Here is a 15,140-nt window from a genome sequence, read left to right on the forward strand (position 1 = left end):
GGTCTCCTGAAGATTTCCATGTGCATGCCAATGCACATTCGGGGTTGCGCTTTGATCTAGACCAAAGTCGGGGCAAGGTCACGCCCGATGATCGAAGATTCGCCCTTTGTCGCAGCCGCGCCGGTGCTGGTGCCGATGCCGGCCGAACGGCCCTATACCTATGCGGTGCCCGCCGGCATGCGCGTGGTGCCGGGCTCGATCGTGCGCGTGCCGCTCGGTCCGCGCCAGGTTGCCGGCATCGTCTGGGACGGCGTGACCGAACAGGTCGACGCCAGGAAATTGCGGCCGATCGAACAGGTTTTCGACTGTCCACCGATCGACCACGGCATGCGCCGCTTCGTCGACTGGATCGCGCAGTATACGCTGTCGCCGCCCGGCATGGTGGCGCGCATGCTGCTGCGCGCGCCGGAGGCGTTCGATCCCGAACCGTGGATCGAGGGGCTGCAGCGGACCCTTGTCATGCCCGACCGGATGACGGATGCCAGGACACGTGTGCTGGAGACAGCCGAAGGCGGTCTCGCCTGGACCCGCTCCGGGCTGGCGCATGCGGCAGGCGTGTCGTCGACGGTGATCGAGGGGCTCAAGGCGCAAGGCGTGTTCGAGACGGTGATGATCCCGCCGCGACCGGTGGTCGCAGCGCCCGATCCCTCCTACGCCCTGCCGGAGCTGATGCCGGACCAGGCCGATGCCGCCGCTATGCTGCGCGCCAATGTGGGGGCCGGCGCCTTCGGCGTCACGTTGCTCGATGGCGTTACCGGCTCGGGCAAGACGGAAGTTTATTTCGAAGCGGTGGCGGCGGCGCTCGATCAGGGCAAACAGGTGCTGATCCTGCTGCCGGAAATCGCGCTGACGCATGCCTTCCTCGAGCGCTTCCAGCAGCGCTTCGGCGCCAAGCCAGCCGAATGGCATTCCGACCTGCCGCCCAGGATGCGCGAAAAGGTCTGGCGGCAAGTGGCGGAAGGCGGCGTGCGCGTCGTCGCCGGCGCGCGCTCGGCGCTGTTCCTGCCGTTTCGGGAGCTCGGCCTGATCGTCGTCGACGAGGAGCATGACCCCGCCTACAAGCAGGAGGACCGCGTCTTCTACAATGCCCGCGACATGGCGGTGGTGCGCGGCCATATCAGCAGCTTTCCGGTGGTGCTGGCGTCGGCGACGCCATCGGTCGAAAGCCGGGTCAACGCGCAGCAGGGCCGCTACAGCAGAGCGGTGCTTTCGGCGCGCTTTGCCGAGGCCGCCCTTCCCGACCTGAAGACGATCGACATGCGGCGCGCGCCGCCGGCGCGCGGCGGCTTCCTGTCGCCGCTGCTGATCGAGCAGATGCAGCGCACGCTGGAGAAGAAGGAGCAGTCGCTGCTGTTCCTCAACCGGCGCGGCTACGCGCCGCTGACGCTGTGCCGGGTCTGCGGCCACCGCTTCGGCTGTCCGGTCTGCTCGGCCTGGCTGGTCGAGCACCGCTTTCGCGGCCAGCTCGTCTGCCATCATTGCGGGCACAATGAAAAGCGCCCGGAGGCCTGTCCGGAATGCGGCACGCTCGACCATCTCGTCGCCTGCGGGCCGGGCGTCGAGCGCATCGCCGAAGAGGTCGTGGCGCATTTCCCCGACGCGCGCACCATCGTCTTGTCGTCCGACCTGATGGGCGGGGTGCGGAGGCTGCGGCTGGAGCTGGAGGCCATCGCCAATGGCGAGGCCGACATCGTCATCGGCACGCAGCTGGTCGCCAAAGGGCATAACTTCCCCAACATGACGCTGGTCGGTGTCGTTGATGCCGATCTGGGTCTCGCCAATGGCGATCCGCGAGCCGCCGAGCGCACCTTCCAATTGCTCAGCCAGGTGACCGGGCGCGCTGGCCGCACCGGCAAGAAGAGCCTCGGCCTGCTGCAGACGTTTCAGCCGGACCATCCGGTGATGCGGGCGATCGTTTCGGGCGACGCCGAGGCTTTTTACGAGCGCGAGATCACCGAGCGCGAACGGGCGGCCCTGCCACCCTTCGGCAGGCTCGCCGGCGTCATTGTCAGCGCGGTGACGCGGGCGGAGGCCGAGGGACATGCGCGCGGCTTGCGGCGTGCAGCGCCGCAAGCCAGCGATCTGTTCGTGCTAGGCCCGGCCGAGGCGCCGCTGTCGCTGCTTGGTGGCCGCCACCGTTTTCGCCTGCTGATCCAGGGTGAAAAGCGGGCCGATATGCAAGGCTTCATCCGCACCATGCTGGCCGAAGGGCCAAAGCAACGCGGCTCGGTCCGAGTGCAGATCGACATCGATCCGCAGAGCTTCTTGTGAAATTGATCGTGCAAATTTTTAGCGGAGCGATGACGTTATGAAAACCCTTGGCCTGCTCGGCGGCATGAGCTGGGAATCGACCGCCATCTATTATCGCCTGCTCAACGAGATCGTGCGTGAGCGGTTGGGCGGGCTGCATTCGGCAAAGCTGTTGCTCCATTCCTTCGATTTCGCCGAGATCGCCGAGCGGCAGCATCACGGTGACTGGGATGGGGCTGGCGTGCTTCTGGCGGATGCCGCGCGCAAGCTGGAGGCGGGCGGCGCCGAGGGACTGCTGATCTGCACCAACACAATGCACAAGCTCGCCGACCAGGTGCAGGCGGCGGTGTCCATCCCGCTGATCCACATTGCCGACGCCACGGCGGTTGTAGTCAAAGGCGCCGGCGTCAGGCGGCCGGCGCTGCTGGCGACGCGTTTCACCATGGAGCAGGATTTCTACAAAGGCCGGCTGGTGGAGAAATATGGGCTGCAGCCTGTGGTACCGGACCAGGCCGGCCGCGACATGGTGCACAGCGTGATCTATGACGAGCTCTGCCAGGGCATCGTCAGCGCGCCGTCGAAGGCGGCCTATATTGATGAAGTCGCCCGCCTGCGGCGCGATGAAAAGATCGACGGCGTCATCATGGGCTGCACCGAGATCACCATGCTGATCGGCCAAGGCGATTTCGATATGCCGGTTTTCGACACCACGCGCATCCATGCCGAGGCGGCGGTCAATTTCGCGCTCTCTTGATGCGCGTCTTTTTCGGAGCATGATCTTTTTCCGAAAACCGGAAACCACTTTTCGGGATCATGCTCCCTAAACTGCCCATCGCCATCTGGCGCTCGGTCTTTCCTTCGCTAGAATGGCCGCGATTTTCAAACAGCCATTTATCGAGGGGATAAGATGGAATTTGCGTTTCCGTGGCCAACCAGCCAGGGCGAATGGCTGGCGTGGTCGAGCGCCGTCGTCACCTTGGCGCTCGGTCTGCTGTTTTTCCTCGCGCCAGGGCTGGCCTTCCGGATTCTGCGGCTTCAGGTCAGGCCGGAAAAGGCAGCGGCGATCGCCGAAGGGCGCGGCCGCATGTCGGGCTTCTATCTCGGCGTCAGCCTGTGCTGCATTCTTTTAGCGCAGCCGTGGCTCTATATGGCGCTCGGCTTCTCCTGGCTGTTCACGGCTTTCGGCCGTTTGCTGTCGATGATGTCGGATGGCGCCAACACGCCTTTCAACTGGGCGTCGATCATTGTCGAGCTGGTGCTGGCCGCACTGCCGCTCGCCTTCGTCTTCGGCTTTCTGCCCTGAATCCAAAGGCTTCGGTTGAACTCTGCCGCCGGATGCGACAATAGTGCCTGAAAAGCATGCGGAACGACGCATTGCGGTCTTAAAATGCCTGTGCTAGACGGCAATCGACTTTCGGCCGGGGATAGCGGAAGCCGCGTCTTCGTGCTTGGAAAAACTTAGTAAGGTCAAAGATTTAGCCAGAGTTTTTGCTCGCGCCAACAATCTGCGGCCTGTCAGACAAGAGAAAAGACGGTCCGTGGCTCAATCGTCATCGCCAATCTCAGGTGTCGCAGAACGCTACGCGGGTTCGCTGTTCGAACTCGCGCTGCAGTCCAATTCGGTGGTCAAGGTCGAGGCCGACCTCAACAGTTTCGCAGCGATGCTGGATGGCAGCGCCGACCTGACCCGCCTCATCAACAGCCCGGTGTTCTCCAGCGAGGACCAGGCCAAGGCCATCGCGGCGATCGCCGACAAGGCCGGCATCACCGGCCTGACCGGCAATTTCCTGCGCGTCGTCGCTCGCAACCGTCGCCTCTTTGCCGTGCCCGGCATGATCAAGGCGTTCCGCCAGATCGCCGCCGAACATCGTGGCGAGACCGCCGCCGAGGTCACCTCGGCGCATGAACTGACGGCGGCCCAACAGACCGAACTCAAGGCCGCGCTGAAAAGTGTCGCCGGCAAGGATGTGGCCATCTCCGTCACCGTCGATCCGTCGCTGCTCGGCGGGCTGGTGGTCAAGATGGGCTCGCGCCAGATCGATACGTCGCTCAAAACCAAACTCAATTCGCTCAAGCTTGCACTGAAAGAGGTCGGCTGATGGACATCCGCGCCGCGGAAATTTCCGCAATTCTGAAAGACCAGATCAAGAATTTCGGCAAGGAGGCCGAGGTCTCCGAAGTTGGACAGGTGCTGTCCGTCGGTGACGGTATCGCCCGCGTCTATGGCCTCGACAATGTCCAGGCCGGCGAGATGGTCGAATTCCCCGGCGGCATCCGCGGCATGGCGCTCAACCTCGAAGCCGACAATGTCGGCGTCGTCATCTTCGGCGCCGACCGCGACATCAAGGAAGGCGACACCGTCAAGAGGACCGGCGCCATCGTCGATGCGCCTGTCGGCATAGGCCTGCTCGGCCGCGTCGTCGACGCGCTCGGCAACCCGATCGACGGCAAGGGCCCGATCAAGGCGACCGAACGCAAGCGCGTCGACGTCAAGGCGCCCGGCATCATCCCGCGCAAGTCGGTGAACGAGCCGATGTCGACCGGCCTCAAGGCCATCGATGCGTTGATCCCGGTCGGCCGCGGCCAGCGCGAGCTGGTCATCGGTGACCGTCAGACCGGCAAGACCGCCATCATTCTCGACACGATGCTGAACCAGAAGGCCGTGCACGACAACGGACCGGAAAAGGAAAAGCTCTACTGCGTCTACGTCGCCATCGGCCAGAAGCGTTCGACCGTCGCGCAGTTCGTGAAAGTTCTCGAAGAGCGCGGCGCGCTTGAATATTCGATCATCGTCGCCGCCACCGCTTCCGATCCGGCGCCGATGCAGTTCCTGGCGCCGTTCACCGGCGCCACCATGGGCGAATATTTCCGCGACAACGGCATGCACGCGCTGATCAGCTATGACGATCTGTCGAAGCAGGCCGTCGCCTATCGCCAGATGTCGCTCTTGCTGCGCCGCCCGCCGGGCCGCGAAGCCTATCCGGGCGACGTGTTCTATCTGCATTCGCGCCTGCTCGAACGCGCCGCCAAGCTCAATGACGATCTGGGCGGCGGTTCGCTAACCGCGCTGCCGATCATCGAGACGCAGGCCAACGACGTGTCGGCCTACATCCCGACCAACGTGATCTCGATCACCGACGGCCAGATCTTCCTGGAAACCAACCTGTTCTTCCAGGGCATCCGTCCGGCGGTCAACGTCGGCCTGTCGGTGTCGCGCGTCGGTTCGTCGGCGCAGATCAAGGCGATGAAGCAGGTTGCAGGCTCGATCAAGGGCGAGCTCGCGCAGTACCGCGAAATGGCGGCATTCGCGCAGTTCGGCTCCGACCTCGACGCCGCCACGCAGCGCCTGCTCAATCGCGGCTCGCGGCTGACCGAACTTCTCAAGCAGCCGCAGTTCTCGCCGCTCAAGGTCGAAGAGCAGGTTTCGGTGATCTTCGCCGGCGTCAACGGCTACCTCGACAAGCTGGCGATCAATCAGGTCGGCAAGTTCGAGCATGGTCTGCTCAACCACATGCGCTCGGCCGGCAAGGACGTGCTGGACGGCATCCGCAAGGAGAAGGCGCTGTCGGACGATCTGCGCGCCAAGCTGAAGGCCGAGATCGACGCCTTCGCCAAGACCTTTGCTTGAGAAAAGCCGGACGCACGGGATCAGGTTTGAAGCATGCCTTCGTTAAAAGACCTTCGTAACCGTATCGCCTCGGTCAAGGCGACGCAGAAGATCACCAAGGCGATGCAGATGGTCGCCGCGGCGAAGCTGCGCCGCGCGCAGGAAGCCGCGGAAGCCGCGCGCCCCTATTCGGAGCGCATGGGGTCCGTGCTCGCCAACATCACCCAGGCGATCGGCGGCGGTGGCGATGCCCCGGCGCTGATGACCGGCACCGGCAAGGACGACGTGCATCTGCTCGTCGTCTGCACCGCCGAGCGCGGCCTGTGCGGCGGCTTCAATTCGCAGATCGCGCGCCTCGCCCGCGACCATATCCGCCGGCTTTTGGCCGACGGCAAGCAGGTCAAGATCATCTGCGTCGGCAAGAAGGGTTTCGACATCCTGCGCCGCGACTATGCCTCGATGATCCTCGAACGCGTCGATCTGCGCGAGGTCAAGACGCTCGGCTTCGTCAATGCCGACGCCATTGCCCGCAAGGTCATTCACCTCTTCAACGAGGGCGGTTTCGACATCTGCACGCTGTTTTATTCGCAGTTCAAGTCAGTGATCAGCCAGATCCCGACGGCACAGCAGATCATTCCGGCCGGCATCGCTTCCGCCCCGGCCGAGGCGACCGCCGGCGGCAACGCCGTCTACGAATACGAGCCGGAGCCGGGCGAAATCCTGACCGACCTTATTCCACGCAACATCTCGGTCCAGGTCTTCCGCGCGCTGCTCGAAAACGCAGCCGGGGAGATGGGCGCCAAGATGAGCGCGATGGACAATGCGACGCGCAATGCCGGCGACATGATCAACAAACTGTCGATCACCTACAACCGCCAGCGGCAGGCGCAGATCACCAAGGAACTGATCGAAATCATTTCGGGCGCCGAGGCGCTCTAGGCGCGGCCGCCAGAGGGTTATCGACCTTCTGGTGGAGCGTGAGAAACAAAGGACGAAAAGGGTAAAGACGATGGCGAAAGCAGCGACCCCGAAGGCGGCAGCCCCCAAGGCGGCGGCAAAGGCTCCAGCAGCAGCGGCGAAGGCCGCTCCGGCCAAGGCGGCTGCGCCCGCCAAGGCAGCGGCCCCGGCCAAGGCCTCGGCGGCCAAGACGACGGCCGCCGTCGTCAAGAAGACCGGCGTTGTCGGCAAGGTCCGCCAGGTCATCGGCGCCGTCGTCGACGTCCAGTTCGGTGATCACCTGCCGGCCATTCTGAACGCGATCGAGACGACCAATGTCGGCAATCGCCTGGTGCTCGAAGTTGCCCAGCACCTCGGTGAAAACACCGTGCGCTGCATCGCCATGGACTCGACCGAAGGCCTGGTTCGCGGCCAGGACGTCTATGACACCGGCGCGCCGATCACCGTGCCGGTCGGCCCGGGCATGCTCGGCCGCATTATCAACGTCATCGGCGAGCCGGTCGACGAGGAAGGCCCGGTCGACGGCATCGAAATGCGCGCCATCCACCAGCCGGCTCCGTCCTATGTCGAGCAGTCGACGGAAGCGCAGATCCTGATCACCGGCATCAAGGTTCTCGACCTTCTGGCGCCCTATGCCCGCGGCGGCAAGATCGGCCTGTTCGGCGGCGCCGGCGTCGGCAAGACCGTGCTGATCCAGGAGCTGATCAACAACGTCGCCAAGGCTCACGGCGGCTTCTCGGTGTTCGCCGGCGTCGGCGAGCGCACCCGCGAAGGCAACGATCTCTATCACGAGTTCATCGAGTCCGGCGTCAACAAGAAGGGCGGCGGCGAAGGCTCCAAGGCGGCACTGGTCTATGGCCAGATGAACGAACCGCCGGGCGCACGTGCCCGCGTCGGCCTGACCGGCCTGACGGTCGCCGAATATTTCCGCGACCAGGGCCAGGACGTGCTGTTCTTCGTCGACAACATCTTCCGCTTCACGCAGGCGGGCTCGGAAGTGTCGGCGCTGCTCGGCCGTATCCCGTCGGCCGTGGGCTACCAGCCGACGCTCGCCACCGACATGGGCGCGCTGCAGGAGCGCATCACGACGACCACCAAGGGCTCGATCACTTCGGTGCAGGCGATCTACGTTCCCGCCGACGATTTGACCGACCCGGCGCCGGCGACCTCGTTCGCCCACCTGGACGCGACGACCGTGCTCAACCGCGCGATCTCGGAAAAGGGCATCTACCCGGCCGTCGATCCGCTGGATTCGACCTCGCGCATGCTCGACCCGCTGGTCGTCGGCGAAGAACACTATGGCGTCGCCCGCCAGGTGCAGTCGATCCTCCAGCGCTACAAGTCGCTGCAGGACATCATCGCCATCCTGGGCATGGACGAGCTGTCGGAAGAAGATAAGCAGACGGTGGCACGCGCCCGCAAGATCGAGCGCTTCCTGTCGCAGCCGTTCTTCGTCGCCGAAGTGTTCACGGGTTCGCCGGGCAAGCTGGTCGACCTCGCCGACACCATCAAAGGCTTCAAGGGCCTCTGCAACGGCGACTACGATCACCTGCCGGAAGCAGCCTTCTACATGGTCGGCGGCATCGACGAGGCGGTCGAGAAGGCACAGCGCCTGGCGGCTGAAGCGGCATAATCAAGGCAATAGGGAGTAGTCAGTAGTCAGTAGTGAATAGCAGCCGGGTGATCGGGACATTTGTTCCTCTCTCCCTACTTCCTACTCACTATTCCCTACTCACTAAATTGACATGGCTGAAGCTTTCCAATTCGAACTGGTCTCGCCGGAGCGTCTGCTGGTTTCCGAGCAGGTCGAAGCCGTCGTCATTCCGGGCGCCGAAGGTGAGATGACCGTGATGGCGCATCACGCGCCGGTCATGACCACGATCAAGCCGGGCGTCGTTACGGTGAAGACCGCCGGCGGCAAGGAAGAGCGCTACGTGGTGTTCGGCGGCTTTGCCGACATCGTTCCAGCCGGCTGCACGCTGCTGGCCGAATCGGCGGTTGCCGTCGGTGACATCGACCGCGCCGACCTCGCCCGCCGCATCCAGGACGCCAAGGAAGACGCCGCCGATGCCAAGGACGACCAGTCCCGCAGCAAGGCCGAGCAGTTCCTCGCCCAGCTCACCACGCTCGAAAGCGCGCTGCTGGCAGCTTAAGTCTGAGCGAAACAAAGACGAAACAGGCCGGGTTCAACCCGGCCTTTTTTGTGCCCACAGATATGGTGGAAGAACTTCATCAGTCAGACGGAGTGGCGCTTGCCGGCCGTTAGGCCTGTCTCGTCGGTCCCGGTATGCCGAGCGCGGCGAGCGCAAGCGCGACCCCGCCTTGCCCGATATGGACGCGATGGGCGGCGACCAGTTCGATCAGCGTTTGACGCTCGGACTTGCCGCTGGCGAAGCCGGCGAGGTCGAACACCGCCGCTACGCGTTCCTGCGTCCGCCGTTCGCCGAGCGCAGCCAGTGCGGCGTCGAGGGGATCGGTGAAGTGGGCTTCCGGCAAGCTTTTGCCGCGCGCCTCGCAGGCCGCGATCCAGGCGGCGATGACCAGCGTCAGATGCTCCGGGACCAGCCCGGCCTGGATGCGCTCGATGGCGGAAGCGACAATGCGCTGCGGCAGTTTCTGGCTGCCATCATTGGCGATCTGCGCCGTGCGGTGGGCGAGCGCGGTGTTGGAGAAACGCTCCGTAAGTTCTGCCGTATAGGCTGATGTGTCGAGCCCGGCATCCCCAGGCAAGGTCGGAATGGCCTCGGCCCAGAGCCGGTCGACGAATTCGCGGATCGCCGGGTCGGCGAAGGCGCGGTCCACGGTGACGTGGCCGGAGAGCAGGCCGAGATAGGCGATGCCCGAATGGGCGCCATTGAGCAGCCGAAGCTTCATGTCCTCGAACGGCCTGACATCCTCGACCATGGTGACGCCGAATTTTTCCCAGGCCGGGCGGCCGGCCGGGAAGCGGTCTTCGATCACCCATTGCCGGAACGGCTCGGTCATCACCGGCCAGGCGTCCTCGACGCCGAGTTCGCCAGTGATGCGCGCCCGGTCGGCATCGGTGGTTGCCGGCACGATGCGGTCGACCATGCTCGAGGGGAACGCCACGTCGTCGGCGATATGGCCAGCGAGGGAGGCATCACTAGAGGCGGCGGGGCGGGCATCGCGCAATTTCGCAAATGCGACCATCAGCCGGTGCAGCGTGGCGCCATTGGCCGGCAGGTTGTCGCAGCAGAGCACGGTGAAGGGCGGCGTGCCGGCGGCGCGGCGTCGCGCCAGCGACTCGGCCAGGAAGCCATGTGCTGTCTTCGGCGAACCGGGATTGGCGAGATCGTGGACGATATCGGGATGGGCCGCGTCGAGGCTGCCGTCGGCTGCTCTCAAATAGGCTTTCTCGGTGATGGTCAGGGTGACGATGCGGGTGCGCGGATCGGTCAGCACGGCCAGCACCGCGCCGGGGTCTTCCGGCGCCACCAGCATCGACTGGATCGAGCCGATGACGTGCAGGCTCTCACCATCGCTGCCGCGCACCGCCAGCGTGTAGAGCCCGTCCTGCGGCGTCAGCGCATCGCGCATATCGGGACTGCGCAAGGAGACGCCGATGATGCCCCAGCCGGTCTCGCCGGCCGCCAGACAGTCATCGACATAGGCTGCCTGATGGGCGCGGTGGAAGGCGCCGACGCCGAGATGGACGATGCCTGGAGCGATCGCGGCGCGGTCATAGGCCGGGACCGCAACCGAGGCCGGCAAGGATTGCACCGTGTCGTTGGAAAGGCGTCTGCTGGTCATGATTGGCTTTGTCGGGCTTGGCTTGTTGGGCTCGGCTTCGGTCCGCAGCTTAGCGGCGTACCATCCGCTCTCCCATCGCACAATGACCCGGTGTCGGCTAAAATTCATCATACAACAATCCAATTTTTGTATGTTGACATTACTTCTTTCCAATCCTACCGATAGCGCCCTTGGGAGGATAGACGTGGCAGGATTGACCGATCCGGATCTGCTTTTTGCCGCCGAGGGGCGCGCGCTTTCGATCGCGCGCGATCTCTATGCGGGGGTCAAGGAATTGCCCATCGTCAGCCCGCACGGTCACACCGATCCGCGCTGGTATGCGCTCAACGAGCCGTTCCCCGACCCGGCGCAATTGCTGGTCGTGCCCGACCACTATATTTTCCGCATGCTGTTCAGCCAGGGCGTGCGGCTGGAGGATCTCGGCGTGTCGGCTCTCGACGGCTCGCCGGTCGAGACCGATCCCAGAGCGATCTGGCGGCGCTTTGCCGAGCATTACTATCTCTTCCGTGGCACGCCGACGCTGCTGTGGCTCGACCATGTGCTCGAGCATCTATTCGGCATCGCCGAGCCGCTGACCGCCGCCACCGCCGACCGTCATTACGACACCATCGCCGAGCTGCTGCAGCGTGACGACTATCGCCCGCGCGCGCTGTTCGAGCGCTTCAACATCGAAGTCATCGCCACGACCGAGGGCGCGATCGACGATCTCCAGTGGCACAAGATGATCCGTGACAGCGGCTGGCAGGGCCGCGTCGTCACCGCCTACAGGCCGGATGCCGTGGTCGATCCCGACTTCGAGGGATTCTTGGGCAATCTCGACCGTCTCGGCGAGATCAGCGGCTGCGACACCGGCACATGGTCCGGCTATCTCGACGCGCACCGTCAGCGCCGCGCTTTCTTCAAAAGCTTCGGCGCCACCTCGTCGGACCACGGCCATCCGACGGCCGAGACCGCCAATCTTTCGGATGCGGCGGCTGAAGAGCTGTTCAACCGCATCCGCCGCGGCTCCGACGACGAGCGTGAGCGCAAACTGTTTCGCGCCCAGATGCTGACCGAAATGGCCAAGATGAGCCGCGACGACGGGCTGGTGATGCAGATCCATCCCGGCTCGTGGCGCAATCATTCGCCTGGAATTTTCCAGAAGTTCGGCCGCGACAAGGGCTTCGATATCCCGACCCGCACCGACTATGCGGCGGCGCTCAAACCCTTGCTCGACTGTGTCGGGCTGGAGCGCGACCTCACCGTCATCCTGTTCACCCTCGACGAGACCAGTTATGCGCGCGAACTCGCGCCGCTCGCCGGCGTCTATCCGGCGCTGAAGCTCGGGCCGGCCTGGTGGTTCCACGACAGCCCGGAAGGCATGCGCCGCTTCCGCGAGATGACCACCGAAACCGCCGGCTTCTACAACACGGTCGGCTTCAACGACGACACCCGCGCCTTTCCATCGATCCCTGCCCGCCACGATGTGGCGCGGCGGGTCGACTGCGCCTTTCTCGCCCGCCTCGTCGCCGAGCACCGGCTACGCGAGGACGAGGCGCACGAGCTCGCGCGGGAGCTTGCCTACACGCTTGCCAAGAAGGCGTACCGGCTCTGAGCCGGGCGCCTTGATTTTTACAAAGGGAGGAAGACAGTCATGTTGCATTTTTCAAAACTGACGGCGGCCACATTCGCCTTCGGCTCGCTGATGATCGGCGCGGCAAACGCCCAGACCGTGCTGCGCTCGGCCGACACCCATCCCGACGGGTATCCGACCGTCGAGGCGGTGAAATATATGGGGGAGCTGATCAAGGAACGCACCGCCGGCCGCTATTCGGTCGAGGTCTATCATTCGGCGCAGCTCGGTGAGGAGAAGGACACGATCGAACAGACGCAGACCGGCGTCATCGATCTGAACCGCGTCTCGATGGGCCCGTTCAACGGCATCGTACCGGAAACCGCTGTGCCGTCGCTGCCCTACATGTTCCGCTCGGTCGACCAGATGCGTCACGTCATGGACGGGCCGATCGGCGACGAGATCCTGAAGGCCTTCGAGACGCATGATCTGGTCGGCCTTGCCTTCTACGATTCCGGCGCGCGCTCCTTCTACAACACCAAGAAGGACATCACCTCGATCGCCGATCTCAAGGGCATGAAGTTCCGCGTCATCCAGTCCGACGTGTTTGTCGACATGGTCAATGCGCTCGGCGCCAACGCCACGCCGATGGCCTATGGCGAAGTCTATTCGGCGCTCGAAACCGGCGTCATCGACGGCGCCGAAAACAACTGGCCGAGCTTCGAATCCGCCAAGCACTATGAGGTCGCCAAGCACTACACCGTCGACCAGCATCAGATCGTGCCGGAAGTGCTGGTGATGGCCAAGCCGAGCTGGGACAAGCTGTCGCCGGAAGACCAGGCGATCGTCAAGCAGGCGGCCAAGGACAGCGTCGTCAAGATGCGCGAGCTGTGGGACGCACAGGAGAAGAAGTCGCGCGACATCGTCGAGAAGGCCGGCGTCAAGGTCAGCGAGATCGACAAGCAGCCGCTGATCGACGCGATGAAGCCGGTCTACGACAAGTATCTGTCGACGCCGGAACTCAAGGACCTCGCCGCGCGCATCCAGGCGACCAAGTAATTCCTTGGCGGGGCGGCGCAGCGCCGCCCCGCCAATAGTTCAGGATAGAAGACCGGGAGGACGGGATGACAGCGGGAACGGCAAGGAGCGGAGCGCCGCCGCGCTTCAGCGTGGTGCTCTCGAAGATTTGCGACAGCGCGCTTTATCTCGCCTGCATCGGGATGGTCGTCATGACCGCATTCGTCGCTTATCAGGTGTTTTCCCGCTTCGTGCTCAACTCGTCGCCGAGCTGGACCGAAGTCACTGCCATCATGCTGATGAACTGGTTCATCTTCCTCGGCGCCGCCGTCGGTGTGCGCGAGAACTATCATATGGGCTTCGATGTGCTGCTCTACATCCTGCCGAAAGGCAGCAAATGGGCACTGCGCACATTGTCCGACCTGATCGCGCTCGGCTTCGGCTTTGGCATGGTCTGGTACGGCTGCAAGCTGGTCGGGCTGACCTGGCACACCGTCATTCCGGCGCTCGAGCTGCCCGGCGGTTTCGACTATCTGCCGCTGGTCGCCGGCGGCGTTCTGATCTGCCTGTTCTCGGCCGAACGCATCGTGCTGCGCTGGTCGGGCGTCGACATCGACAAGGATATCAATCTCGAAGAGGTGCCGGAAATGCCGGCCGTGCAGGAGGCCTAGATGGAACTCTGGATCCTGTTCGGCGTCTTCACGCTGCTGATGTTTGCCGGCACGCCGATCGCGTTTTGCCTGGGTGCCGCATCTTTCGCCACCGTCCTCTATCTCGGCCTGCCGCCGCTGGTGGTGTTCCAGCAATTGAAGTCGGGCATGTCGGCCTTCTCGCTGATGGCGATCCCGTTCTTCATCTTCGCCGGCGATCTGATGGTGCGCGGCGGCATCGCGCAACGCATCGTTTCTTTTGCCGGCTCACTGGTCGGCCATGTCCGGGGTGGGCTCGGTCAGGTCAACATCATCGCCGCGACGCTGTTCGGCGGTATTTCCGGTTCGGCGGTGGCTGAAGCCGCTGCTGTCGGCGGGCTGATGATCCCGCAGATGAAAGCGCGCGGCTACGGCGCCGATTACGCCGTCAACGTCACCTCAATGGCGGCGCTGATCGCGCTGCTTTTGCCGCCGTCGCAGAACATGATCATCTATTCGATCGCCGGCGGCGGCAAGATTTCGATCGCCGACCTGTTCACCGCCGGCATCCTGCCGGGGCTGCTGTTCGCAGCGTCGCTGATGGTCACCGCCTATTTCGTCGCCCGCAGCCGCGGCTATCCGGTTGAGGCCTTCCCCGGCTTCTCTCGGGTCGGCCAGCTGGCGGTGATCGCCGTTCCCGGACTGCTGCTCATCGGCATCATCTTCGGCGGCGTTCGTTCGGGCATTTTCACGGCGACGGAAAGCTCCTGCATCGCCATCATCTACGCCTTGCTGGTCACTGTCTTCGTTTACCGGTCGATGGCGTGGAGCGATTTCGTCCACGCCACCAGGGGCGCGGTGCGCACGACCTCGATGGTGCTGCTGATCATCGGCACGGCGGCCTCGTTCAGCTGGCTGATGGCCTATCTCAAAGTGCCGGTGCTCCTGATCGCGGGCATGAACGCCATCTCCACCGACCCGCTGGTGGTGTTGCTTTTGCTCAACGTCCTGATGCTGCTGCTCGGCACCTTCATGGACATGGGGCCGATGATCATCATCTGCACGCCGATCTTCCTGCCGCTGGTGACGCATTACGGCGTCGACCCCGTGCATTTCGGCGTCATCACCATCCTCAATCTCGGCATTGGCCTCAACACGCCGCCGGTCGGCACGGTGCAGTTCGTCGCCTGCGCGGTCGGCAAGATCACAGTGTGGGAAGCGATGCGCTCGATCTGGCCGTTCTATGGCGCGGGCATCGTGGTTCTCGGCCTGGTAACGTATATTCCGGCGATCTCGCTCTGGCTGCCCAGTGTCTTCAAATAGGGGCGTCTTCAAATAGGGCGTCTTCAAACAGGGG

At 64.1% G+C, this 15,140-nt stretch carries 13 protein-coding genes; 12 read left to right on the forward strand and 1 reads right to left on the reverse strand.

Translation table 11 applies throughout. The features are described from left to right. Nucleotides 1-87: 87 nt before the first annotated feature. The 8 genes from AC1D1B_RS06110 to AC1D1B_RS06145 all read left to right on the forward strand — a co-directional run bounded on the left by AC1D1B_RS06110 (nt 88) and on the right by AC1D1B_RS06145 (nt 8,967). Nucleotides 88-2,271 carry a primosomal protein N' gene (locus AC1D1B_RS06110; RefSeq protein ID WP_477330253.1) on the forward strand — a complete coding sequence of 728 codons (2,184 nt, stop codon included), beginning with the start codon at nt 88-90 and terminating at the stop codon, nt 2,269-2,271. Between the two features lie 37 nt (nt 2,272-2,308). After that, entirely contained in the window at nt 2,309-3,004 is a 696-nt protein-coding gene (locus AC1D1B_RS06115) for an aspartate/glutamate racemase family protein (protein ID WP_477330255.1), read from the forward strand. A gap of 153 nt (nt 3,005-3,157) precedes the next feature. Next, nucleotides 3,158-3,553, forward strand: coding sequence for an AGROH133_08824 family phage infection protein (locus AC1D1B_RS06120; protein WP_454572865.1), 396 nt, complete (start codon nt 3,158-3,160; stop codon nt 3,551-3,553). Between the two features lie 235 nt (nt 3,554-3,788). After that, nucleotides 3,789-4,349: a F0F1 ATP synthase subunit delta gene (locus AC1D1B_RS06125; protein ID WP_477330257.1), complete on the forward strand. Its 561-nt coding sequence runs from the start codon at nt 3,789-3,791 to the stop codon at nt 4,347-4,349. Continuing rightward, the gene (gene atpA / locus AC1D1B_RS06130; protein ID WP_477330259.1) at nt 4,349-5,878 is read left to right on the forward strand and encodes a F0F1 ATP synthase subunit alpha; all 1,530 of its coding nucleotides are present in this window, start codon (nt 4,349-4,351) and stop codon (nt 5,876-5,878) included. Before AC1D1B_RS06125 ends, atpA begins: the two co-directional genes overlap by 1 nt. A 33-nt stretch (nt 5,879-5,911) precedes the next feature. Next, nucleotides 5,912-6,796, forward strand: coding sequence for a F0F1 ATP synthase subunit gamma (locus tag AC1D1B_RS06135; RefSeq protein WP_181061476.1), 885 nt, complete (start codon nt 5,912-5,914; stop codon nt 6,794-6,796). Between the two features lie 70 nt (nt 6,797-6,866). Continuing rightward, complete coding sequence (gene atpD, locus AC1D1B_RS06140) at nt 6,867-8,447, forward strand: F0F1 ATP synthase subunit beta (RefSeq protein WP_477330261.1); 1,581 nt, start codon at nt 6,867-6,869, stop codon at nt 8,445-8,447. A 112-nt stretch (nt 8,448-8,559) separates the two neighbouring features. Next, nucleotides 8,560-8,967: a F0F1 ATP synthase subunit epsilon gene (locus tag AC1D1B_RS06145; RefSeq protein WP_454572870.1), complete on the forward strand. Its 408-nt coding sequence runs from the start codon at nt 8,560-8,562 to the stop codon at nt 8,965-8,967. 109 nt (nt 8,968-9,076) lie between these two features. Here the strand turns inward: AC1D1B_RS06145 and AC1D1B_RS06150 are convergent, their stop codons facing one another. Continuing rightward, nucleotides 9,077-10,585, reverse strand: coding sequence for a mannitol dehydrogenase family protein (locus AC1D1B_RS06150; protein WP_477330263.1), 1,509 nt, complete (start codon nt 10,583-10,585; stop codon nt 9,077-9,079). 184 nt (nt 10,586-10,769) lie between these two features. Between AC1D1B_RS06150 and uxaC the strand changes: the two genes are divergently transcribed. The 4 genes from uxaC (at nt 10,770) to AC1D1B_RS06170 (ending at nt 15,106) form a co-directional block, all read left to right on the forward strand. Beyond that, a complete protein-coding gene (gene uxaC, locus AC1D1B_RS06155; protein WP_477330265.1) occupies nt 10,770-12,179 on the forward strand; it encodes a glucuronate isomerase in 1,410 nt (469 codons plus the stop codon). A 39-nt stretch (nt 12,180-12,218) separates the two neighbouring features. Beyond that, complete coding sequence (locus AC1D1B_RS06160) at nt 12,219-13,196, forward strand: TRAP transporter substrate-binding protein (RefSeq protein WP_477330267.1); 978 nt, start codon at nt 12,219-12,221, stop codon at nt 13,194-13,196. A gap of 65 nt (nt 13,197-13,261) precedes the next feature. Then, entirely contained in the window at nt 13,262-13,825 is a 564-nt protein-coding gene (locus AC1D1B_RS06165) for a TRAP transporter small permease (protein WP_477330269.1), read from the forward strand. After that, nucleotides 13,826-15,106: a TRAP transporter large permease gene (locus tag AC1D1B_RS06170; protein WP_477330271.1), complete on the forward strand. Its 1,281-nt coding sequence runs from the start codon at nt 13,826-13,828 to the stop codon at nt 15,104-15,106. Nucleotides 15,107-15,140 lie beyond the last annotated feature (34 nt).

The organism is Mesorhizobium sp. P2_C5_2 (genome assembly GCF_056404535.1).

Bases quoted from the DNA above. Each gene is read 5' to 3' on its own strand.
- AC1D1B_RS06160 (WP_477330267.1), top strand. From the start codon at position 12,219: ATGTTGCATTTTTCAAAACTGACGGCGGCCACATTCGCCTTCGGCTCG.
- AC1D1B_RS06145 (WP_454572870.1), top strand. From the start codon at position 8,560: ATGGCTGAAGCTTTCCAATTCGAACTGGTCTCGCCGGAGCGTCTGCTG.
- AC1D1B_RS06120 (WP_454572865.1), top strand. From the start codon at position 3,158: ATGGAATTTGCGTTTCCGTGGCCAACCAGCCAGGGCGAATGGCTGGCG.
- AC1D1B_RS06150 (WP_477330263.1), bottom strand. From the start codon at position 10,585: ATGACCAGCAGACGCCTTTCCAACGACACGGTGCAATCCTTGCCGGCC.
- AC1D1B_RS06115 (WP_477330255.1), top strand. From the start codon at position 2,309: ATGAAAACCCTTGGCCTGCTCGGCGGCATGAGCTGGGAATCGACCGCC.
- AC1D1B_RS06165 (WP_477330269.1), top strand. From the start codon at position 13,262: ATGACAGCGGGAACGGCAAGGAGCGGAGCGCCGCCGCGCTTCAGCGTG.
- atpD (WP_477330261.1), top strand. From the start codon at position 6,867: ATGGCGAAAGCAGCGACCCCGAAGGCGGCAGCCCCCAAGGCGGCGGCA.
- AC1D1B_RS06170 (WP_477330271.1), top strand. From the start codon at position 13,826: ATGGAACTCTGGATCCTGTTCGGCGTCTTCACGCTGCTGATGTTTGCC.
- AC1D1B_RS06135 (WP_181061476.1), top strand. From the start codon at position 5,912: ATGCCTTCGTTAAAAGACCTTCGTAACCGTATCGCCTCGGTCAAGGCG.
- atpA (WP_477330259.1), top strand. From the start codon at position 4,349: ATGGACATCCGCGCCGCGGAAATTTCCGCAATTCTGAAAGACCAGATC.
- AC1D1B_RS06110 (WP_477330253.1), top strand. From the start codon at position 88: ATGATCGAAGATTCGCCCTTTGTCGCAGCCGCGCCGGTGCTGGTGCCG.